The 21,205-nt window shown below is 60.5% G+C and carries 20 protein-coding genes and 1 pseudogene; 8 read left to right on the top strand and 13 right to left on the bottom strand.

Annotation, left to right across the window (positions count from 1 at the left end; all coding sequences use genetic code 11):
* Positions 1-87: 87 nt before the first annotated feature.
* On the bottom strand, positions 88-1,188 hold the full coding sequence (locus AC1RTB_RS24020; protein WP_492943845.1) for a helix-turn-helix domain-containing protein: 1,101 nt from the start codon (positions 1,186-1,188) through the stop codon (positions 88-90).
* A 166-nt stretch (positions 1,189-1,354) separates the two neighbouring features.
* Positions 1,355-1,729 carry a hypothetical protein gene (locus AC1RTB_RS24015; RefSeq protein ID WP_492881676.1) on the bottom strand — a complete coding sequence of 125 codons (375 nt, stop codon included), beginning with the start codon at positions 1,727-1,729 and terminating at the stop codon, positions 1,355-1,357.
* Between the two features lie 618 nt (positions 1,730-2,347).
* On the opposite strand from AC1RTB_RS24015, the gene recQ reads away from it, so the two are divergent.
* Both recQ and AC1RTB_RS24005 read left to right on the top strand, forming a co-directional pair.
* Positions 2,348-4,150 (top strand): DNA helicase RecQ, encoded by a 1,803-nt coding sequence (recQ, locus tag AC1RTB_RS24010; protein ID WP_492881675.1) that lies wholly within the window; start codon positions 2,348-2,350, stop codon positions 4,148-4,150.
* A gap of 166 nt (positions 4,151-4,316) precedes the next feature.
* A complete protein-coding gene (locus AC1RTB_RS24005) occupies positions 4,317-5,432 on the top strand; it encodes a Fic family protein (protein ID WP_492881674.1) in 1,116 nt (371 codons plus the stop codon).
* 147 nt (positions 5,433-5,579) lie between these two features.
* On the opposite strand, the gene AC1RTB_RS24000 is transcribed toward AC1RTB_RS24005, so the two are convergent.
* From AC1RTB_RS24000 to AC1RTB_RS23990, 3 genes are all read right to left on the bottom strand, one after another.
* The gene (locus AC1RTB_RS24000) at positions 5,580-6,923 is read right to left on the bottom strand and encodes an SLC13 family permease (protein WP_492881673.1); all 1,344 of its coding nucleotides are present in this window, start codon (positions 6,921-6,923) and stop codon (positions 5,580-5,582) included.
* A 112-nt stretch (positions 6,924-7,035) separates the two neighbouring features.
* Positions 7,036-8,556, bottom strand: coding sequence for a malonate--CoA ligase (locus tag AC1RTB_RS23995; protein ID WP_492881671.1), 1,521 nt, complete (start codon positions 8,554-8,556; stop codon positions 7,036-7,038).
* Positions 8,557-8,581: 25 nt separating this feature from the next.
* Complete coding sequence (locus AC1RTB_RS23990) at positions 8,582-9,970, bottom strand: malonyl-CoA decarboxylase (RefSeq protein WP_492881670.1); 1,389 nt, start codon at positions 9,968-9,970, stop codon at positions 8,582-8,584.
* A 184-nt stretch (positions 9,971-10,154) separates the two neighbouring features.
* Here AC1RTB_RS23990 and AC1RTB_RS23985 point away from each other — a divergent pair, with 184 nt between their 5' ends.
* The gene (locus AC1RTB_RS23985) at positions 10,155-10,805 is read left to right on the top strand and encodes a GntR family transcriptional regulator (protein WP_492881669.1); all 651 of its coding nucleotides are present in this window, start codon (positions 10,155-10,157) and stop codon (positions 10,803-10,805) included.
* A 120-nt stretch (positions 10,806-10,925) separates the two neighbouring features.
* Here AC1RTB_RS23985 and AC1RTB_RS23980 read toward each other — a convergent pair whose 3' ends face one another.
* The gene (locus AC1RTB_RS23980) at positions 10,926-11,192 is read right to left on the bottom strand and encodes a BrnA antitoxin family protein (protein WP_492881668.1); all 267 of its coding nucleotides are present in this window, start codon (positions 11,190-11,192) and stop codon (positions 10,926-10,928) included.
* A gap of 136 nt (positions 11,193-11,328) precedes the next feature.
* On the opposite strand from AC1RTB_RS23980, the gene AC1RTB_RS23975 reads away from it, so the two are divergent.
* The 5 genes and pseudogenes from AC1RTB_RS23975 (at position 11,329) to AC1RTB_RS23955 (ending at position 14,382) form a co-directional block, all read left to right on the top strand.
* The gene (locus tag AC1RTB_RS23975; RefSeq protein WP_492881667.1) at positions 11,329-12,324 is read left to right on the top strand and encodes a 3'-5' exonuclease; all 996 of its coding nucleotides are present in this window, start codon (positions 11,329-11,331) and stop codon (positions 12,322-12,324) included.
* A 1-nt stretch (position 12,325) separates the two neighbouring features.
* Positions 12,326-12,571 carry an amidohydrolase family protein gene (locus AC1RTB_RS23970; RefSeq protein ID WP_492881666.1) on the top strand — a complete coding sequence of 82 codons (246 nt, stop codon included), beginning with the start codon at positions 12,326-12,328 and terminating at the stop codon, positions 12,569-12,571.
* Positions 12,555-12,800, top strand: a pseudogene (locus AC1RTB_RS23965) (helix-turn-helix domain-containing protein); the annotation flags it as partial. The gene AC1RTB_RS23970 and the pseudogene AC1RTB_RS23965, both read left to right, overlap by 17 nt.
* Before the next feature lie 99 nt (positions 12,801-12,899).
* Positions 12,900-14,153, top strand: coding sequence for an ATP-binding protein (locus AC1RTB_RS23960; protein ID WP_492881665.1), 1,254 nt, complete (start codon positions 12,900-12,902; stop codon positions 14,151-14,153).
* A gap of 100 nt (positions 14,154-14,253) precedes the next feature.
* Positions 14,254-14,382 carry a hypothetical protein gene (locus AC1RTB_RS23955; RefSeq protein WP_492881664.1) on the top strand — a complete coding sequence of 43 codons (129 nt, stop codon included), beginning with the start codon at positions 14,254-14,256 and terminating at the stop codon, positions 14,380-14,382.
* A 67-nt stretch (positions 14,383-14,449) separates the two neighbouring features.
* Here AC1RTB_RS23955 and AC1RTB_RS23950 read toward each other — a convergent pair whose 3' ends face one another.
* From AC1RTB_RS23950 to AC1RTB_RS23920, 7 genes are all read right to left on the bottom strand, one after another.
* A complete protein-coding gene (locus tag AC1RTB_RS23950) occupies positions 14,450-15,154 on the bottom strand; it encodes a GntR family transcriptional regulator (RefSeq protein WP_492881663.1) in 705 nt (234 codons plus the stop codon).
* 112 nt (positions 15,155-15,266) lie between these two features.
* The gene (locus AC1RTB_RS23945; RefSeq protein ID WP_492881661.1) at positions 15,267-16,016 is read right to left on the bottom strand and encodes an aspartate/glutamate racemase family protein; all 750 of its coding nucleotides are present in this window, start codon (positions 16,014-16,016) and stop codon (positions 15,267-15,269) included.
* A 12-nt stretch (positions 16,017-16,028) separates the two neighbouring features.
* Positions 16,029-16,751, bottom strand: coding sequence for an ABC transporter ATP-binding protein (locus tag AC1RTB_RS23940; RefSeq protein WP_492881660.1), 723 nt, complete (start codon positions 16,749-16,751; stop codon positions 16,029-16,031).
* A gap of 2 nt (positions 16,752-16,753) precedes the next feature.
* The gene (locus AC1RTB_RS23935; RefSeq protein ID WP_492881659.1) at positions 16,754-17,533 is read right to left on the bottom strand and encodes an ABC transporter ATP-binding protein; all 780 of its coding nucleotides are present in this window, start codon (positions 17,531-17,533) and stop codon (positions 16,754-16,756) included.
* A gap of 4 nt (positions 17,534-17,537) precedes the next feature.
* The gene (locus tag AC1RTB_RS23930; protein WP_492881658.1) at positions 17,538-18,518 is read right to left on the bottom strand and encodes a branched-chain amino acid ABC transporter permease; all 981 of its coding nucleotides are present in this window, start codon (positions 18,516-18,518) and stop codon (positions 17,538-17,540) included.
* 4 nt (positions 18,519-18,522) lie between these two features.
* Positions 18,523-19,389, bottom strand: a complete 867-nt coding sequence (locus tag AC1RTB_RS23925; protein ID WP_492881657.1) for a branched-chain amino acid ABC transporter permease — start codon at positions 19,387-19,389, stop codon at positions 18,523-18,525.
* A 69-nt stretch (positions 19,390-19,458) separates the two neighbouring features.
* Positions 19,459-20,658 (bottom strand): ABC transporter substrate-binding protein, encoded by a 1,200-nt coding sequence (locus tag AC1RTB_RS23920; RefSeq protein ID WP_492881656.1) that lies wholly within the window; start codon positions 20,656-20,658, stop codon positions 19,459-19,461.
* Between the last annotated feature and the right edge of the window lie 547 nt (positions 20,659-21,205).

The raw sequence follows: 21,205 nt of genomic DNA, 5'->3' as shown, positions 1-21,205 counted from the left end.
TCGCCCAGTTCAGATACATTGTGGTGCCCTGCGAGCGCATGGCCAAGACCAGAGCCGCGCTTGGGCTCAGCTCATATAGAAGGCACGTCAATCCGCTGGATTTAGCCTGACTTTAGCGCTCTCTTGCTCCGCCTTGCGGTCTCGGGCACGAGCTGAAGCGAGCCAGGCTTCTGTTGTCGAGCCTTCTGTCTTCCCATTCTTCTTCGCCCAGTTCAGATACATTGTGGTGCCCTGCGAGCGCATGGCCAAGACCAGAGCCGCGCTTGGGCTCAGCTCATATCGCTTCCGGAAAGAACGGCTGAAATGTGCTTCGCTGCGAAAGCCGTGCTGGTGGGCGATGACCGAAATTTTCAGTTTGCCCGCAGATCGTACAATGGCTTGAAGGCTGGCCGTCAGTCGCTCGCCAAGCAGCCAGCGTTGCACCCCACCATGGGCCGCAAACGAACGAAACAGTTTCGATCGCGAAACGCCCAGCGCGATCGCCAGTTCATCAGGGCCGAAGTCCGGATCGGACATTCTCCTTTTGGCCAGCCGATGGGCGCTATCCAGGACTGAAACCTTGTCGCGCTTCTTTTTCGGCGAAGCGACAGCAAGAGTGGTCGCGGCAAACCGCAAGATGCCGTCGACGGCCGACTGAGCCTGGTCGACGCTGAGCCCGTCGATATGGTCTACAAGCGACCTGATCTGGATCCCGAGCAGGTTGCCGGCGCTGCTGTTGGCAGGTAGCACCATGCCGTGGACTAGGCCTTGAAGCGCCGACGGTGCGCTGGCTCTGTCGAAGGTAAGCGTTATCCCTTCGTAGCCAGGCGTGTGGGATTCGTAAGGCAGTGAATAATCAACGGCGACGATGTCGCCTGGAACATGGGTTTGCTTGCGGCCGTCGTAGTCGGTCACAACGCTTCCGCCTGTGAGCAGATAAAGCGACATCTGAGAGATCGGTCTGTCGTCAATGACGCGCTGGGTCCGAGACATCGTCATTGCCGACCCGCCATTGACCTGTACGAAGGCCTCAGGCAGCTGCCACATACAGCCATGAAAGTCGAACAAAGCCGGGTCCGCGTCGTCCGGTATAGCGCAGTCAACCAACCGCGAGAGTGCCGTCTTCCAGGCGGCGAAGCATTCCGCGCCAGGAGGAAACGGCCAAACAATACCGCGCGACACGCGTGTCTGAGGATTGGCTTCCAACATCCAGTACCGGCCCGCAAAATGGTCTACCCGCATGAGCATCCAAGTTCATTTTCAAGTCATAGCCGGGTAAATCGATGTGTTGCAACGTTTCGATTATTTGGCGGCAATCTTGAAGACAGCATCACGCGGCGCAAGCGAGATTATGCTTATCTTTGGAGCGCTGTGATCAGCCTGCGCGCGTGCGAAATATAATCGCGGCGAACATGAGTACGCCGGCGAATACCACCAGAGATGACACTGCGACAACTGGCTCCAACGATGGGTTCCCGGTCAGGAGCAAGTAAAGAGCAGGCGTCATCACAATCACACCGCCTGTGTAGACATAGTACTGCACTTTTGCCAATCGTGTCCCGGCTCCACGCGGGTTAAGCGCGTGAAACGCGCCGAATATGGACATCGTCACCCAGCCGAGAAGATTAATATGCGCGTGTGCGCCGGCTGCGACGTAGTCATGAGCAATCGACATCTGCAGACCGACCAAAATCCCGGCGATCAGAAAGCAAATTGCAGTGATGAAATACAATCTGGAAATGTTTGGCACGGTTCCCCCCATGTTTTGTGAGCAATTGCGATAGATGACAATTCGTAAATGGCGCAAACAGCGCGGCATCGCCGAGCGGGCGCTCAGTGCTCCAGAGCGCCTCAAAGCCCAGATGCGCTCCCCTTTTGGGACCATCGGCGAAGGCCGGGGATGGCGACGGTGTCACCAAGGCGGCGCCAGCCAGCCAATGAGATATGCATTCTGCCGGGCTCACATTCCAAATGAACAGATGATCGCGCTTCGCAGTAACTTAACTAGTAAATTTAGTTGTTGTGATGCGAGATGCCGACGCGACACGACAGTATATGTCGCGCGCGCCGGCCACCCAGCAGAGCATTTCGGGTGAACTGCTCCAGCCGGTCTGGCACGGCCAGATTGTGCTGTCACCGTCCGAGCGGCATTTTGGGACGTTCAGTCATGAAGATGAGACGCACAGTCATGGCAAGCGGGTGCGGTTGCATTTTCAGGCAAGGAACTTGGGACGATGGCGGGCAACCCAACGGTGCAATTTCGACTGCCCCTTCCTGGTACTGGGCAGCCGCGTGAACAGGCCACGCCCCAGGCACCTCGCAAATCTGCTATCAGGCAACATCTTTCTGATTCCCAACGAAGGCGACTTTGACCCCCGACCCCGCACATATCCTGAAAGCCGTTTACGGCTACGACGCCTTTCGCGGGCCTCAGGCGGAGATCGTCGAGCATGTGATGGCCGGCAACAACGCCTTTGTCTTGATGCCGACGGGCGGCGGCAAATCGCTGTGTTACCAGATCCCGGCAATGGCGCGGCCGGGCATGGGGCTTATCGTCTCGCCGCTGATCGCGCTCATGGCCGATCAGGTCGCCGCCTTGCGTCAGGCAGGGGTCAAGGCCGCTTCACTCAACTCCGACCTGCCAGGCGATGAACGAAGCGCGTTGTGGCAAGACGTGTCCTCCGGCGCGCTGGACCTTCTCTATGTGGCTCCGGAAACGCTGCTGCGGCCCGAAGTCCTGGAGCGGCTCAGCCATGTGCCCTTGTCGCTGATCGCCATCGACGAAGCGCATTGCCTGTCGCAATGGGGACATGATTTCCGACCCTCATATCGTCAGCTCGACGCGCTGGTCAGGCTGTTCCCCGACACGCCGCGCATGGCGCTGACGGCGACCGCCGACGCGCCAACCCGCGCCGAGATCCTGGCGCATCTCGATATCGCGGAAGGCGACGCCTTCATCGCCGGCTTCGACCGCCCGAACATCCGCTATGCCATCCAGGAGAAAGACAATCCGCGGGGCCAACTGAAGCGTTTCCTGAAGAACCATGAGGACGAAAGCGGCATCGTCTACTGTCTGTCGAAGCGAAAGACGGAGGAAACGGCCGCCTGGCTTTGCACGCAAGGCTATGATGCGCTGCCCTATCACGGCGGCATGGACAAGGCTGCACGCGCGGCCAACCAGGCGCGCTTCCAGCTCGATGAAGCCGTCATCATGGTGGCCACCATCGCGTTTGGCATGGGCATCGACAAACCGGATGTACGTTTCGTCGCTCATGTCGACCTGCCAGGCAGTATCGAGGCCTATTATCAGGAAACCGGGCGTGCCGGGCGCGACGGCCTGCCTTCCGACGCGCTCATGCTCTATGGCCATGAGGATATCGCGCTGCGCAGCCGCTTCATCGAGGAATCGGACGCGCCCGATCAGCGCAAGCGCATGGAACGGCAGAAGCTCGATGCGCTGCTTGGGTTGGCCGAGACGGCGGGCTGCCGTCGCCAGGTGCTGCTGTCTTACTTTGGTGACCACAGCGAGCCCTGCGGTAATTGCGACACCTGCGTTGAGCCACCACAATTGTTCGACGGAACGATTGCCGCGCAAAAAGCCCTGTCTTGCATTCACCGCACCGACGAGCGCTTCGGCCAAGCCTACATCGTCGATGTGCTTTTGGGGGTCGAGGACAAGCGCATTGCCGACTTCGGCCACGACCGCATCTCCACCTACGGCATTGGCAAGGAGCATGACAATCGCACCTGGCGCGCAATCTTGCGCCAGTTGATTGCCCTGCGGCTGATCGCGGTCGACCTGACCGGCCATGGCGGGCTGTCGATCGCGGAGGCAGGGCGGCAGTTCCTGCGCGAAAAACGGACGCTTATGCTGCGTGTGCCGCCACCGCCGCGCGCCGGACGGGAAAAGCTCCCGCGCAACCAGGCATCAATCGCCCTGCCCGATGCCGACCGCGCTCTGTTTCAGGCGCTGCGCGAAAAGCGCATGGAAATCGCCCGAACGCAGAATGTGCCACCCTACGTGATTTTCCATGACAAGACGCTCATCGAGCTGGCCGCCGCCCGCCCGGCCTCGCGCAGGGAGATGGCCGCGGTCCCAGGCGTCGGTGAGGCCAAGCTGGAGCGCTACGGCCCCGCGTTCCTGGCAGTGATTGCCGAACACGCGATTTGAAGCGATCCACCAGCCCGGATTTTGTGGTCGATCGGCGGCTCGCTTCACACATCCACGGCCAGTCGTTGGATCACGCAAGGGAAACTGCGATTTCTGAGGCATGGAGAAGATTGCTATAGCTCACCATTTGTTCCATTATGAGCTATAGAAAGGTGCTCTATAACTCATGGCATGGAATTGGCAGCAGGCTGACTGGCCTCATTTTGCCTATGACAAAAAGGTCCTGGAACCACTGGAAAGTGAGTTTCTGTTGCGATCGGGCGAGTTCCTGGGCGTCTTTCGCCATGTCGGTTCCGACGAACGCGACCAGATCCGCATCGATCTTATCAGCGAAGAGGCATTGAAGACATCGGCGATTGAGGGGGAGTATCTCAACCGCGAGAGCCTGCAATCATCCCTGCGCCAGCAACTGGGGCTTGGCAGCGAGACCAGGCGCATCCCCCCTGCCGAGCGCGGCATCGCTGAAATGATGGCCGATGTCTATTTGCATTTTGTCGATCCGCTTTCCCATCGCACCCTCTACGCTTGGCACAAGATGGTGATGTCGGGCGAGCGTCGTGTCGAGACCATCGGCAGCTATCGCCACCATGCCGATGCCATGCAGATCGTTTCCAATCGGCTGGACAAGCCCAAAGTGCATTTCGAAGCGCCGCCTTCGGCGCGCGTGAAAACCGAAATGGACGCCTTCGCCGCTTGGTTCAACGATACGTCGCCCAAAGGCAAGACACCGCTTCCTGCGCTAACGCGTGCCGGTATTGCGCACCTTTATTTCGAGAGCATTCATCCGTTCGAGGATGGCAACGGCCGCATAGGGCGTGCCCTTTGCGAAAAGGCGTTGGCACAAAACCTGGGCGAGCCCAGCCTCATCGCATTGGCGTACACGATCGAACGCCACCGCAAGGCCTATTACGACAGCCTGGAGGCCAGCAACAAGGGCAACGCGGTTACGGATTGGCTGCTCTACTTCGCCAACACGATCCTTGAAGCACAGCGTGTCACGCTCGCCCGTGTCGAATTCTCCGTCGCCAAGGCCAAGTTCTACGAGCGCCACCGCGGTCAATTCAACGAGCGTCAGGAGAAGGTCGTCGCCCGGATGTTCCGAGAAGGTATCGACGGCTTCAAGGGCGGTCTCAGTGCCGAGAATTACATTGCCATCACGCAGGCATCCCGCGCCACTGCGACAAGGGACTTGCAGGACCTGGTTGCCAAAGGTGCGCTAGCAAAAACCGGAGAGCGTAGGCATACGCGCTACGCACTCCAAGTATCGGGCTCCGACGGGTAAGTCTCCTACCATTCCTGATCGATGATCCCGCACGAACGCCCCATGCTGTCTGTGTCCATGGAGATTCTCTTCCATTTAGGCTTGATGCCGTCCCCGGCACCGTTTGGCGGGTGCCGAGTTCTTATCGTCAATCCACTCGAGACCCCGTCACACCAGCCCTGGCACAACGAAGACCAACCAGGCGACAATCGGTCCGATGATGGCGATCAACCCGCTGTAGATCAGCAGCGTCTTCAGCACGCTCTCGCGCTCGGCCTCCTGTGCGTTGGCGACCACCAGCGCGCCATTGGTCGAGAACGGACTGGTGTCGACGATGGTTGTCGAGATCGCGATCGCCGCAACCAAGCCTATGGCGCTGATTTGACCTTGCAGCAGGAACGGCACGGCGAGCGGGATGATGGCGCCGAGCAGAGCTGTCGACGAGGCGAAAGCGGAGACAATGGCGCCGGTGAAGCACAACAAAAGCGCCACCAGCAGCGGCATGCCGAGGCTGGAAATAGCATCGGCGACATAGTCGATGGTGCCGATCTTCTCCATCACGCCGACATAGGTGATGATGCCGGCGATCAGCAGCACGGTCGACCAGCTGACCTTGTCGATCGCCGCTTTCTGCGTCTTCGGCGACAGCAGCGCCAGCGCCACCGCAACGGTGACCGCCACCAGGCCGACATTGAACTTGAAGACCAGCGCGCCGATCGCCAGCGCGGTGAGCCCAACCAGCGTCATCAGCCGTTCAGGGGTCAGGCTGGACATCAGCGGTATGGTTTGCTTCTCGAAAATATGGTGGCTGATCGGTGCCGCCGGCGTGCCGCCATGACCCCGGATAGGCTCGGTCACGCCTTCGGGATGAAGGTCCGGCAGCAGACCCGACGCCGACGGCTGCTTGCCCAGCACTTTTGCGCCACCGAAGATCCCGAACACCAGCACCGCGATCGCCAGATTGAAGAAAAAGCTCGATAGGAACAGCGTCGTCGGCACGAAGGGCAGTCCTGCCTTTGCGACGATCTGGTTGGTGATTCCCCCATAGATGCTGATCGGCGAGAAACCGCCCGCCTGCGCTCCATGGATGACCATCAGCCCCATCATCACCGGGTTGATCCGGTATTGAAAGGCAAAACCCAGCGCCACCGGTGCCAGGATGGCGACCGCCGCCGGTCCCAGTGCGCCAAAACCCGTGATGATGGCGGCGACAAGGAACATCACCCATGGGATCCAGGCGACGTGACCGCGCACCAATTTTACGGCACCCTCAACCAGCCAGTCGATGGTGCCGTTGATCTGGGCGATGGCGAACAGATAGGTGATACCGACGAGCGTCAGGAAAAGGTCGCTGGGAAAGCCCGCGAAGATCTCGGCCGGCTTCATGGCCATGATCAGCGAGCCGACGAGGAACGCGCATGCGAAGGCCAAAGCGCCCATGTTGATCGGCTGTATCGTCGCAACAACGAACATGCCGGCCAGCAGCAGGATCGACAGTATCTGGATGTTCATAGGGTCCTCCCTCGGGGAACGCCGACAGGCGCCCGTTCTCACTTTCATGCGTTCGGTTGATGGTTCCGCGCCGGCCTCGCTCCCAGGCGCCACCGCGGAACCGTTGGGCTTCCTAGGAAGCCTTCGTGTAAAGGCTGCCATATTGGTCGCGCAGAAGGTTCTTCTGCACCTTGCCCATCGTGTTGCGGGGCAAATCCTCGGCGAAGATCACCCGCTTGGGCTGCTTGTAGCGCGCAAGGCGATCGCCCAACGCTGTCAGCACGGTCTTCTCGTCAAGCGAAGCATCGGGCTTGAGCACGACAATCGCCGTGACACCCTCGCCGAAATCCGGATGCGGCACGCCAATCACCGCGCTCTCGGCAACGCCGTCGATCTGGTCGATCTCGCTCTCGACCTCTTTGGGATAGATGTTGTAGCCACCGGAGATCACCAGGTCCTTGCCGCGACCGACAATGTGGATGTAGCCCCCAGCATCAATTTTGCCGAGGTCGCCGCTGACGAAATAGCCATCCTGAGTGAATTCGGCCGCCGTCTTCTCCGGCATCCGCCAGTAACCCTTGAAAACATTCGGGCCTTTGATCTCGATCATGCCGGTTTCGTCTGATCCAAGTCTAGCGCCCGTCGCTGGATCGGTGACCCTGACGGAGACCCCCGGCAGCGGCAAACCGACCGTTCCCGCCTTGCGCTCACCGTCATACGGATTGGAGGTGTTCATGTTCGTTTCAGTCATGCCGTAGCGTTCCAGAATGGCATGACCGGTGCGCTGCTTGAAGGCGACATGCGTTTCGGCAAGCAGCGGCGCCGAGCCCGAGATGAACAGCCGCATCGTCGCGACAGCTTCCTGGGTCAAGCCCTCGTGCTGAAGCAGCCGCACATAGAAGGTCGGCACACCCATCATCAGCGTCGACCGCGGCATCAGCGACAATATCTCATCCGGCTCGAATCTGGGCAGCAGGAACATCGAGGCGCCGGCGATCAGCGTGACATTGGTCGCGACAAACAGCCCGTGCGTGTGGAAGATCGGCAGCGCATGGATCAGCCGGTCGCTTGCGGTCATATGCCAGCAGTCCCTCAGGGCCAGCGCATTCGACAGCAGATTGTCATGCGTCAGCATCGCGCCTTTCGATCGCCCGGTCGTTCCCGACGTATAGAGGATGGCGGCAAGGTCGTCGGGCGCGCGCGCCGCATCGATGAAATCGGCGGGCTCGTCCCGGGCCAGTTCCATCAGCGATCCGGCGCCGTCGGCATCGAGCGTCTCGACGATCGCGCCGTAGTTTTGCGCGACCGGCTCGATGCCTTGCCTGGCCTTGGCTGAAACGATGACAAGCCTGGGCTCGGCATCGCCGATGAAGTAGTCGAGTTCGGCCAGCGTATAGGCGGTGTTCAACGGCAGATAGACCGCCCCGCAGCGTACGCAGGCAAGATAGAGCATCAGGGCCAGCGGGCTCTTGTCGACCTGCACCGCGACACGGTCGCCGGGGCGAACGCCCAGCACATCAATGGCGCTAGCGATCTGGCCGGAGAGCCGCAGTGCGTCCGCATAGGTCCAGCGCCGACCATCGATAGTCTCGATGAAAATGGCGTCGCCGGATTTGGCGGATGCCCGAATGGCGTCGAACAGATGATTGCTCATGGAACTCCTCCCGATCCTTTTTGCGTCAGGCCTTTTGTGTCTGGCGCAGCCTGCGGCCGACCGGCGCCGAATGGCCTGCCTGCTCAGCCGCGGCCAGGCTCTTCACCTTTGGCGAAGCGGCGACTTCGCCGTGTTGTGCCAAGGCCTCGTGATTGGCCTCGATGTCTTCAAGTTGGTAGAGATAGTTGACCATCAGGCCGTGCGATTGGCGCATCGCCTTGGCCGAACGGTCGGCGAGAAAATTCAGCCGTTCCAGCCTTGCGCCATTGCCCAGGTGGAAACGCGCCACCGGATCGACCGGTCGCCCGCCCTCGCTGCGCTCCTTGATGAAATAGCGCGCGGCGAGCGGCATCAACACGGCCTTGAGCGCCTGCGACCGCTGCGGATTGTCGCCCCAGTCCGGATCGTCGAGCAGCCGCAATGTTTCCAGCGTCGCCGCGTCGATGCCACTGCTCTTGCGCAGCCTGGCCAGCCAGCCGGCAAAGCCCGGCACCGGCGACAGCGTCACGAAGGTCTTCAGCCCCGGCAGGTCGCGGCGCAAATCCTCGACGACCTGCTTGATCAGGAAGTTGCCGAACGAAATGCCGCGCAAGCCGTCCTGGCAGTTGGAGATGGAATAAAACACCGCCGTGGTGGCGTCCTGCGCGGTGATCGGCGAACGTTTTTCGTCGAGCACGTCGGCGATGGTAGAGGGTGTCGTCTTGGTCAGCGCCACCTCGACGAAAATCAGCGGATCGTCGGCCAACCGCGGATGAAAGAAGGCAAAGCAGCGGCGGTCAGACGGTGCCAGCCGCCGGCGCAGCTCTTCCCACCCGGCGATCTCATGCACCGCCTCGTATTTGATGATCTTTTCCAGAATGTCGGCCGGCGTCGACCAGTCGATGGGACGCAAGGTCAGGAAGCCGCGATTGAACCAGGAGCCGAACAGATGCGAAAAATCGGCGTCGACGGCACGGAATTGCTCGGTCACGTCCTTTGCCGCCAGCAATCGCTCGCGCATCTCCACCAGTTTCGCCGTTCCCTTCGGCGCGAGGTTCAGCCGGCGCACGAGTTCCTGCCGGCGTGGCTCGGCCGCCTGATGCAGTTCGATGACGGCGTCGGAACCTTTGTCGCCACGGTAGCGGTCGACCGCCTTGTCCAGCCTGGCAATGTCCGGACCGAACTGCTCGTGCAACAAATGCACGAAGCCCTGCTGGCCGGCCGCATCCAGTTGGGTCCAGCGCTGCAGGATTTCCGCCGCCAGTGCCATGCCCGAGGCTTCGCCCCGGCTCGACAGCAGCATGTTGCAAAGGGTTTCGATGGGAGGCTCGGCCTTGCCGAGCTCGCTTTCACCACGCGTCCCGACTGCCAACAACCGCCGGCCCCTGTCGGTAATGCTTTGCACCATATCGTTGAAGAACGAGATACCTTGCATGTCATCCTCCTGGCGAAGCCTGCTCAGTGCGAACAGCGTCCCCCGCGCGCATCCGATCTCCGGATCCGCTCGCCTGATTGTGTGCGACCTGCCTGCTGTGGTAGAGGTTTGTAAGGTATCTTGTGAGCACAGTCAACGTTCTTGTATGCAAGATTTCATCTTTTGTATTGGAAAGCCAGCAAGCATGTCCGAGAATGTAGTTCAACGCCTGCGTGACGACCTGGAAAACGCTATTATTTCCAATGAGTTCGCTCCAGGCGCGCGATTGGATGAGGTGCAACTGGCAACGCGCTTCGGCGTCTCAAGGACACCGGTGCGCGAGGCGTTGATGCAGCTGAGCGCCATCGGCCTTGTGGAGATCCGTCCACGCCGCGGCGCGGTGGTGATCGATCCTGGACCACACCGCATCTTCGAGATGTTCGAGGTGATGGCCGAACTCGAAGGCATGGCCGGCGCGCTGGCGGCACGACGGCTGACCGATGAGGATCGTATCGCGATCTTGGCCGCGCATCGCGCGTGCGAGCGATCATCTTCTGCCGGCGACAGTGACGCCTACTACTACGACAACGAGCGGTTTCACAAAACGATCTACGCCGCGAGCCATAGCGGGTTCCTGGCTGAGCAATGCGCAGCCCTGCACCGCCGACTGCAACCGTACAGGCGTCTTCAACTGCGTGTCCTCAATCGCGTGGCAACGTCGTTTGCCGAGCACAACTCGGTTGTCGAAGCGATCTTGGCCGGCGACACCGAAGAGGCCAGATCATTGCTTCGACAGCATGTCAGCATTCAAGGGGAGCGCTTCGGCGACCTGGTGGCGACGCTCGCAACTAGGTAGGCGGATCGTTCGCAGTTGAAGAAACACTTTGCGTCAGGCCGCGCTGACGCCGAAATGCGAGAAAGCAAATCAATCCGCCACATTTACCTGGCGCACGAGATGACGTGCCTCTCGATCACGTCAGTCCTCGTCAGAGTGCTTTCCCTCGGCGGCGGCCGGTTTTTGGAAGACGGCTTGCCGCAACGCCTCGTTGATCCTGTCCTGCCAGCCCGGCCCATCCTCCTGGAAATGGTCAAGCACAGCCCGATCGATCCTGATTGAAACAAGCTCCCTGACGTTTGGAGCGGTCAAGGGTGCGCGAACCTCTGCCGCCGGCTTCTTGATTGGCTTGAACGCCGCTTCAGCGGCAGCCATCGGGTTTGTCGGTCGGCGTGGGGGACTTGCCATTGTGGTAAACCTGTTTTGGAGATGATCCCCCCGCTTGCCCGGGAGACTGCACAAATGTGCCAGCACAATAGCCTATACTGGGTGGCCCGATATATCATGCCGTAGACGATTCCTGCCTTCTCGACCGGATGATTTGATGAACGCACTTTCTGGACAGTTCGACCTGTTCGACCTGGACCCTGGCTATAGGGAAACACCGCGACGCATTGCGCCGGCTCGGCGCGGCCGGCCACAAGGTGATGTTGCCTCTGGGACTGAGGATGAACTCGCGCGGCTCCTCGAAGACACTGGGCGTTTCAAGGTCCTGCGGAAGCTGGTGCCCCGTCCGGTCATCGATCGCACAAGCAGCAGATTTCCGCGGCTTGCCGTCTTGGTCGACGTCGAGACCACCGGTCTCAACCATTCCCGCGACGAGGTGATCGAAATCGGTGCTGTCGCCTTCACCTATTCCGATGCAGGGGTGATCGGCGACGTCGTGGGCGTGTTCAGCGCGCTGCGGCAACCCTCAGGTCCGATACCCGCGGAGATCACCCGCCTCACCGGTATCACCGACGAGATGGTAGCCGGACAGGCGGTGGATGTCGGCGCGCTCGATGCACTTATTGAGCCGGCCGATCTCATCATCGCCCACAACGCCGGTTTTGACCGGCCTTTTTGCGAACGCCTGTCGCGATCGTTCGCCTCGAAATCGTGGGCTTGCTCGGTCACGGAGATCCGCTGGGCGGATCACGGGTTTGAAGGCAACAAACTCGGTTATCTCGTCGGACAGTCCGGCTTGTTCCATGACGGACATCGCGCGACCGATGATTGCCATGCCCTGCTCGAAATTCTTGCAAGGCCGATCGCCGGCAGCGACGTAACGCCATTCGGCGAGCTCTACGCTGCAAGCCAACGACTCCGCGTCCGGGTGTGGGCCGAAAACAGCCCCTTCGAGATGAAGGACCATCTGAAGGCGCGCGGATATCGATGGTCGGATGGCAGCGACGGTCGACCGAAAGCCTGGTGGGTCGAAATCGCCGAAGAGGATCTCGACGACGAACTACGGTTTCTGCGCGAGGACATTTATCGTTGGCCTGAAGCGGAGCCACTGATGCAACGGCTTTCAGCAGCGGATCGCTTCAAGGCATCATAGCTTGTCGCGTCTTGAGGCGGTGAGTACGCTGGTCGTCGACCTCGCCGGCGAGACGGTCATTCCCGGGCTGATCGACACCCATGTGCATGCGATCCATGGTAGCCAGACTTTCCAGTTCGAGACCTACTGGTGGGGTCAGCCCGTTGCCAAGCTTGGCGCGGCCGCACAAAAACACGGGCCAGACAAATGGGTGGCGGTGGCCGACCCTCGTGTTGCTGAGGACCGACAGCATGGGCTTCGGCCGTAGCCTGAATGTGGTCCAGGCGGCCGAGCTGCTCGGTCTCAGCCGCAGTCAGGTTCAAGGCTGTTGCAGGCCTATGACCAGGCCGGCGTCGCCGAAGAAGCGCGGCCGGCCGAGCAATCGGCGTCACAGCGAGGCTTTCCGCAACCTTGTACTCGACCTTGCGCGCGAGCATTACGCCGACTTTGGCCGGACGCTTGCCGCCGAGAAACTGCTCGAGCGCCACCGGATCAGCAGAGACGAACTCACCTTCGCGCCCGCTCTGCTTACGTTGAAGTAAAAATGGACGAGCCATCACTTTAAAATAGACGATGAATGAGTTAAGAATAGTCGCATGACCGCTTCAGCATCGCCGCGCCAAATGATAGACCGCCGGATACAGCCACTTGTCGAGGCAGCACTCACGGACACGCGTGTTGTCCTGATCGTTGGCCCACGGCAGGCGGGAAAAACGACTCTTGCCCGACAGTTTGCCGGAGCGGATCGGCCTTACATCACGCTTGATGATGCAGGTGCCTTGAGCGCCGCGCGTGCGGATCCAGTCGGTTTCGTCAGAGGGCTCGAAAGCGCCGTGATCGATGAAGTCCAGCGGGTGCCGGAACTCATGTTGGCGATCAAGGAAAGCGTGGACCGCCACGATCAGCCGGGCAGGTTCCTGCTGACTGGTTCCGCCAATATCGCCACAGTCCCAGCCATTGCAGACTCCCTTGCGGGCCGAATGGCGACGATCTCGCTGCTCCCATTCGCCCAATCGGAAATCCGCTCCACACCCGGGCTGCTACTGGACCGACTGTTCGCCGGTGAGGAACCCGTAGCAGGAACGGATTCGTTATTCGGCGACGAACTGATCGCGCTTGTACTGCGTGGCGGCTATCCGGAGGTTCTGCGCCGAGCAACGGCGACCCGCCGCACGGCGTGGCTCGAGGATTATGTGACCCAGATCCTCGACCGAGACGTTCGCGACATCGCCAACATCGACCAGCTAGACCGTCTGCCACGGCTGTTGCAAGTGCTCGCTGAGCATGCAGGACAACTTGTTAATCATTCAAGCTTTGGCGCAGCACTCGGTCTGTCGAGCGTGACAGCACAAAAATATGTTGCGATCCTTGAGCGGCTGTTCCTGGTCAGAACGCTGGCGCCTTGGTCGAGCAATCGGTTGAGCCGCCTTATCAAGACGCCGAAACTGCATTTCCTGGACACCGGGCTGCTTGCGACTTTGCGGGAGGACAACGAAGAGACATTCAGGAAGGATCGCTCCCGGTTTGGAGCGCTGCTCGAGAGCTTCGTTTTCGCAGAACTCCTGAAGCTGGCATCGTGGTCCGAGCGCCGAATGATTTTCACGCACTACCGGACCAAGGACCAGGATGAAGTCGACATCGTGATCGAGGATCGACGTGGACGGATCGTCGGCATCGAAGTGAAGGCTTCGGCAACGGTACGGCCACAGGACTTTCGGGGATTGCGGCAGTTACAGGAAGCGGTAGGCGATCGGTTCGTGCGTGGACTTGTGCTGCATGACCATGATCGCGTGACGCCGTTCGACGAAAAATTGCAGGCAGCCCCCCTTTCGATCCTGTGGTCGATGTAAATCGCGTAAGATGTTTTCTGGTACGGGGTAACTGATTGCTTTGTTGAAATGCAAGAATGAAAATCCTTTAGAGCGTTTCCTATTTTGAGAGAATCTGGGATTGAACGAAGCCGCTGACGCGGCATCTGCCTATGCGGACCGCAACAAGGCCGCCAAGACGATGCGCGGCATAAAGGAAGAGCCGGTGCGGCGGCGCGACGGCGATGACCGGCAGGTTCTGGGCGATTGACGGCCAGCGCCAAGCGCGTCGAGGCGGCCGGCGTTCAGAACCAACTCAAATCTGACCTCGCAAAAAATCAGCCAAGGATATCGGCCAGTCTTTCCGGTTTTTGTCCGGCGCGGTCGAGGTCCAGCCCCGACAGCAGATCGACCATATGGCTCTTCATAAGCGCCGCTGCCTCCGAGGCAACGCCAGCCTCGATGGCATCAACCAGCGCGTGGTGGGCATGGCACTCGCAGGTGGTGTCGCGCCGTTTCCAGTAGAGGGCGATAATCAGCGAGGAGTGCGAAACAAGATCACGCACAAAACCCGTCAGGATGGAATGATCGGCGATTTCAGCGACACCGACATGGAAGCGTGCCGACAGCATGATCGCGTCGCTGTCACGACCGGCATGCAGCGCCTCGTGCTCCTTTTCGAGGTGCCGGCGCAGGAGAAGAACGTCTTCCGGCTTGGCCACTTCGGCGGCAAGCGCTGCCACCTTCGGTTCGATCAACGCACGGGCCTCGAACACCTCACGCGCCTCCTTGGGCGACGGCTGGGCGACAAAGGCGCCACGATTGGGCTCGAGCCGGGCGAGCCGGTCATGGGCAAGCGCTTGAAGTGCTGCACGGATGACGGTGCGGCTGACCGAATAGATCGATGCAAGTTCGTCCTCGGGCAGCTTCGTGCCCGGCGCGAGGCGATGTCCGACAATCGCGTCCCGCAATCCGTGATAGATCGGCGACCAGCGGGCCGCTGGCTTGTCGCTGTCGTTTTCGGGTCGAAGAGCAGTCAGCATGTTCATCGTTTCTGGCGAGCGCTCCGTTAGGCGCTCGCCGTTGCAATCTGGTCGCGCGCCTTCGCAGGAATCCCACAGATGGCGCAGGCCGGTCAATCCCGTCCTAAGCCCCCTAAGCTTGGACAGTTGCCTTTGCCTGCGGCGACAGCGATGCATAAGACCCCGCGTAACGCTTGGCCAATGGCGTGGCATAGCCACCGGTCTTGGATGTCTTGAGCCCCAGGGCTGCGACTGCCTCGGCAAGCCTGACCGCGCAGGCGACTCCATCCAGCACCGGCACGCCATGTTCCCGCGACAATTCTTCCGCCAGGTCGGTCATGCCGGCGCAGCCGAGCACGATCGCCTCGGCGCGGTCCTCGGCGATGGCGCGCCCTATCTCGTCGGAGATCTTGCGGCGGGCATCCGAGCCAGGCAATTCGAGGTCGAGCACGGCGACATCCGACGCCCTCACCTTGGCGCAGCGCGAGGCCAGCCCATATTTGACCAGGTTTTGTTCAATCGCCGGCACGGAGCGCGCAAGTGTGGTGACGACACTGAACTTGCCGGCGATCAGGGTTGCAAGGTGAAATGCCGCCTCACCTACACCGATCACCGGCGCATTGGTGGCACAGCGCGCGGCATCGAGCCCGGTGTCGTCGAAGCAGGCAATCACATAGCCGTCCATGTCGTCTGCCCGCGCCATTTCGGCGATGATGCCCGGCACCACGAAGGCCTCGTCGAAATAGCCTTCGATGCTGGGCGGCCCATCCCTGGGATTGACGGCGATGATCTCGGTTCCGGATGAGGCGACGAACTTCGCAGCCTTGCCGATCTTACGGGTCATCGAGGCCGTGGTGTTGGGATTTATGACGAGGATTCGCATGTTCCGTCCCGCCTAGACTTCGCCGCCAAGATAAAGATGCCTCACCCGCTCGTCGCTCAGCATCTCGGCCGAGTTGCCGCTGAGCGCCACCTTGCCGGTGGACAGCGCGTAAGCGCGTTGCGAAATGCGCAGCGCCATGCGCGAATTCTGTTCGACCAGCAGCACGCTGACCTTCTCGTCGCGACTGATGGCAACGATGGAGCGCGCGATGTCCTGCACCAGCTTGGGTGCGATCCCGAGCGAGGGCTCGTCGAGCAGAAGCAGCCGCGGCCGGGCCATCAGCGCGCGGCCGATCACCAGCATCTGCTGCTCGCCGCCGCTCATCGTTCCGGCTTGCTGCGAATAGCGCTCCTTGAGCCGGGGAAATCGCGTCAGCACCATGTCGATGCTTTGCTGAACCTCGGCCTTGTCAGTTCGGGTGAAGGCACCCATCAGCAAATTGTCGCGAACCGTCATGTAGGAGAAGACACGACGCCCTTCGGGCACCATGGAAATGCCCATGCGCACGATCTCGTCGGGTGCAGCGCCATCGATGCGCTTGCCGTGGTAATGGATTTCGCCCTTGTGGACCTTCTTGAGGCCGGTGATGGCGCGCAGGATCGAAGTCTTGCCGGCCCCGTTGGCGCCGATCAGCGCTACTGTCTCGCCCTCGCGGACCTCCAGCGACACCCCCTTCAGCGCATAGACGTGGTCGTAGTAGAGTTCGACGTCATCGAATTTGAGCAGCGGCTCCATGGCTACATTCCGATCGATTCATCTTCGGCGCCCAGATAGGCTTCGATCACCTTCGGGTCCCGTTGGATTTTGGCCGGCGTGCCTTCGGCGATCTTCTGGCCAAAGTTGAGCACGACGATGCGGTCGGAGATGTTCATCACCGCGGCCATGTCATGTTCGACCAAAAGCACGGTGATGCCGCGTTCGCGCAGCTTTCGCACCATCTCGACCGCGCGCCTGGTCTCGTCATGGTTCATGCCGGCGAACGGTTCGTCGAGCAGGATCACCGACGGGTTCGTGGCCAGTCCGATGGCGATGCCGAGCGCCCTGAGATGGCCGTGCGGCAAAGTGCTGGCAATCTCGTTGCGCATCGGCGCGAGGCCGAGGAAAACGAGTATCTCGTCCGCCGATTTGCCGAATGCTTCCAGATCCTGACGGGCGGCCGTGCTGCCGAGATAGAAGCCTGCGAGGCTGGCGCGAGAGCGCAGGTGATGGGCGGTCACGACATTGTCGCGCACCGTCATGCTCTTGAAGATCGTGGTTTCCTGGAAGGTGCGCACCACACCTTTTCGGGCGGCGATGTGCGGTGCGAGCCCCGAGATCCGTTCGCCCTTGAAGCGCACTTCGCCGTCGGTCGGCCGAAGGAATGAAGCAATCAACTTGAACAGCGTCGACTTGCCGGCGCCGTTCGGCCCGATCACGGACAGGATTTCGCGTTCGCCCACCGAAAACGAAACGTCGTTGACAGCAACGAGGCCGCCGAAACGCTTGGTGAGCCCGACGATTTCGAGAATGTCGGCCATGGCCTCAGACACTCCTCTTGGCCGACAGGGTCAGGCTGAGCAGGCCGTTGGGCAGGACCAGAATGAGCGCGATCAGCACAGTGGAGAAGATCAGGAGCTGGAATTCGCCGGTCTGGAACAGCATGTCCCAGCCGAAATAGAGAACGAAGGTTCCGAGCATCGGTCCGAGCACATAGCCCAGCCCGCCGAGGAAGCAGTTGAGCATGAAGTTGACGGAGTCTGCGACGGTGAAGCTCGATGGGTAGATCGACTGCGAGATCGAGGCGAACATCGCTCCACCGACGCCGCCCAGGAAGGACGAGATGGCATAGGCGACAACGCGGAGATAGGCGATGTTGACGCCAATCGAAGACGCGAGTTCCTCATTTTGCTGAAGCGACTGGCAGAGCTGGCCGATGCGCGAATGGACGAGCCGATAAAGCCCGGCGAAGCACAGGGCCATCAAGAGCACGGCGACGATGTAGAAGGCGAGCCGCGGATTGGCGAGCGTGGCGAAATCCGGAACCAGCGTGATGCCGAAAAGGCTGATGCCGGCCGGCAAGGGTATGCTGACGATGCCCTTGGCGCCGTTGGTGATGGGCAATGCCAGCGCGAGCAGGCGGGCAACCTCGGTCAGCACCAGCGACACCATGGCGAAATAGACGCCGCGCAGCCTGAGGATGGGCAGTCCGATGAGCACGCTTGCAGAAGCACAAAACAGCCCGGCAAGCGGCAGCGTGAACCAGAAGGACACGCCGTAGGTCGTGACCAGGATGGCCGAGACGTAGCCGCCCATCAGCGCATAGGCGCCCTGGCCGATATTGATGCGGCCGATGTAGAAGGTGATCCACACGCCAGCGCTGATGATGCTGAGAAGTGCTACCGAGGTCAGTGTGTAATAAAGATCGCTGCGGCCGGTGGCGTTGATGAAAAGCGGCACGCCAACGAGGAGCACAGCTACGAACAGGACTGCCGAGACGATCTTGGTGGTTGGGGCTTTTGTCATCGCGTCAGCCCCAAGGTTTGCCCATCAGCCCGTTCGGGCGGATGCTGAGGAAAACCATCAAAAGCGCGAAGATGACGAGATAGGTGACGTCACCATATTCGCGCAGCACGGTGAGGCCGACCGATTCCATCATGCCCAAGATGAGACCGCCGGCGATCGCGCCGCCAACCACGCCCGCGCCACCGATCATCACCATCAGGAAGGCCTTGATCGAGATCGGGCCGCCGATGCCGGAGTTGATGCCGGTGATGCTGACCAGGAGCCCGCCGACGACACCCGCGAGCATCGCTCCCAGCGCAAAGCCGAGCATCGAATAGCTGTTGACGTTCACGCCCATCAATTGCGCGGCGATGCGGTCCTGCGCCAGCGCCCGCATGGCGCGACCGGGCTTGCTGTATTGCATGTAGAGCATGAAGGCGGCGATCATCAGGATCGCGACCACGCCGACGACCATGCGGTCGTAGGGCATGATCAAGCCGTCGGAAACGAAGACGCCACTGACTATCTTGGGCACGCCGCGCTGCTTTTCGCCGAACAGCAGCAGGATGACGGCATCGAGAAAGAATGCGGTGGCCGCCGCAAGCAGCATCGTGCTTTCTTCACGCTTGCTGCGCCTTATCACCGTGCGGAAGAGAAATTTCTCCATCAGCGCGCCGATGATCGCCAGTGTCACACCCGAACAGATCAGCGCAACGGCGAAGGGCAGCTTGAACTGGCCGTAGACCGAGTAGGTGACGAAACCGCCCAGCACATACATCTGCCCATGGGCGAAGTTGAGCACGTTCATCAGCGCAAAGATCAACGTCAGACCGAGCGCGATCAGTGCGTATTGGGCGCCGAGATAGAGCCCGTTGGCGATCACCTGTTCCATGACGGCAAATCCGGTCAGCAGGAGGTTCGGGATAGCTCCCGAACCTCGGTTGAAGTGCTGTGACGAACGTCAGTCCACTTCGCCGACGAACAGCGTCTTGAAGGCGCCGTTCTCGAACTCGGTCACCACCATCGGCACCGAAACCTGCCGCTTCTGGCCAAAGGACGTTTTGCCGACATATTTCAGCGTACCGTCCTTGGCGTAAGGATTGGGCGCCGAGAAAGTGTCCATGGTCTTCTTGAACTCGCCGACATCGTCGATCGCCTTGGGGTTCGCCTTCAGCGTTTCGATGATGTATTCGAGCGCATAGACCTTGGTGTTGGACTCGTCGTTGTATTCGCCGAATTTCTTGGTGTAGCGGTCGATGAATTGGTCCATCATCGGCGTGCGGATTTCGGGCGTGGAAGCGCCGCCAACCGAGATGAAGCCGTTGGCGAGTTCGCCCGCACCTTCCTGCAATACGCCCGCATCCTGCGCCGTTTCGGCCGAGATCAGGCCCTGATATCCCAGTTCGCGCGCCGCGCGGATGAGCAGCGGCGCATTGGCCGGCGCGACGCCCGAAAGCACGAGCAGGTCCGGCTTCAACTGCACGATCGGCGTCAGCACCGGCGTGAAGTCGCGCGTATCGTTCTGGTAGGTGTCGGTCTCGGCGACGACGTCGAGACCGAGCGCCTTGGCCGCGGCGACACCACTGTCACGCTGGCTGAGCGGATCGGACTCATTGGCGGCGATGAAGGCGATCTTCTTCACCCCCTTCTTTTCCATCAGATATTTGTAGATCGCCGGGCCGGACTGGTAGTTGGCGACCATGCCAAGTACGGCGTTGGAAGCTGGCGCCACATAGAGCGATTTCGGGAAGGCATAGGGGAAATAGATGATCCCCTTTGACTCAGCCACCGGACGGACGGCAGCCGCGCCGTCGTCGACATTCGGGCCGACGACATAGTGGATACCTTCCTGGGCCATCTTCTCCATGCCGGCGATGGCGCGCTTGGGGTCCTTCTGGTCATCGAAGGTCACGATATTGATGTTGTAGGTATCGCTGCCAATTTTCACGCCGCCGGTTTCATTGAGCCAATCGGCGCGTGTCTGCATCGAGCGCACGTTGGACGTGCCCCAGGCCGCGGCGGGACCACTGGTCACGCCGACGAAGCCGATCTTGAGCTCCTTGTTTGCGGCCTGCGCCGAAAGCGTGGCTCCGGTTGCAATTGCCAATACCGAGACGGCGCCGAGCGCCAACAATTTCAATGTCGAGCGTCTGTTGATCATGTCACTCCCCATTTTTGGCATCCGGCGCGGTGTTCCCTGTTTTCTGCGGCTCGGATGACGTAAGGGAAGGCCTAAAATACATGCTTGTCAACATAATCATTAGCATTTGTATACAACGATAGGATCCGGAAAGCTGACGCCTTCCATCGCAGCAAAAATGACCCGATGACACGGAAGTCCGCAGCTGCCCGACGTAGGGACGATCTTCGTCTCGGCTTCTAGCGCCGCCATACTCCGCACGTCGAAGCCTCCACAATAGTCGCCCAATCAGCCGAAAATTGTCGACAAAGCAGTTGACAATTTAGACCGGCTTTAGAATATGGCGGTACGATAGGTAAGATGCCGCAATGAGCGAATGCTCTGGTTGGGTAGTCAACGAATACAGCGACCGCCGGAGCTGGGAGGCTTGTTCCGCCAGATAGCCAATCGGCTTTGGGGGAAGCCCGCCCGCGTCGCGTCGGCTTAAGAATTAAGAACAATGACCTTCGAAAACGGAGGCACCAAGTGGGAGGATAGAGGATGTTCAAGACCTTGCCCTGGCAGCGAA

The sequence above is a fragment of the Aminobacter sp. GW821-FHT11F06 genome, assembly GCF_058808215.1.
This window is presented reverse-complemented; position numbering and strand designations above follow the sequence as displayed.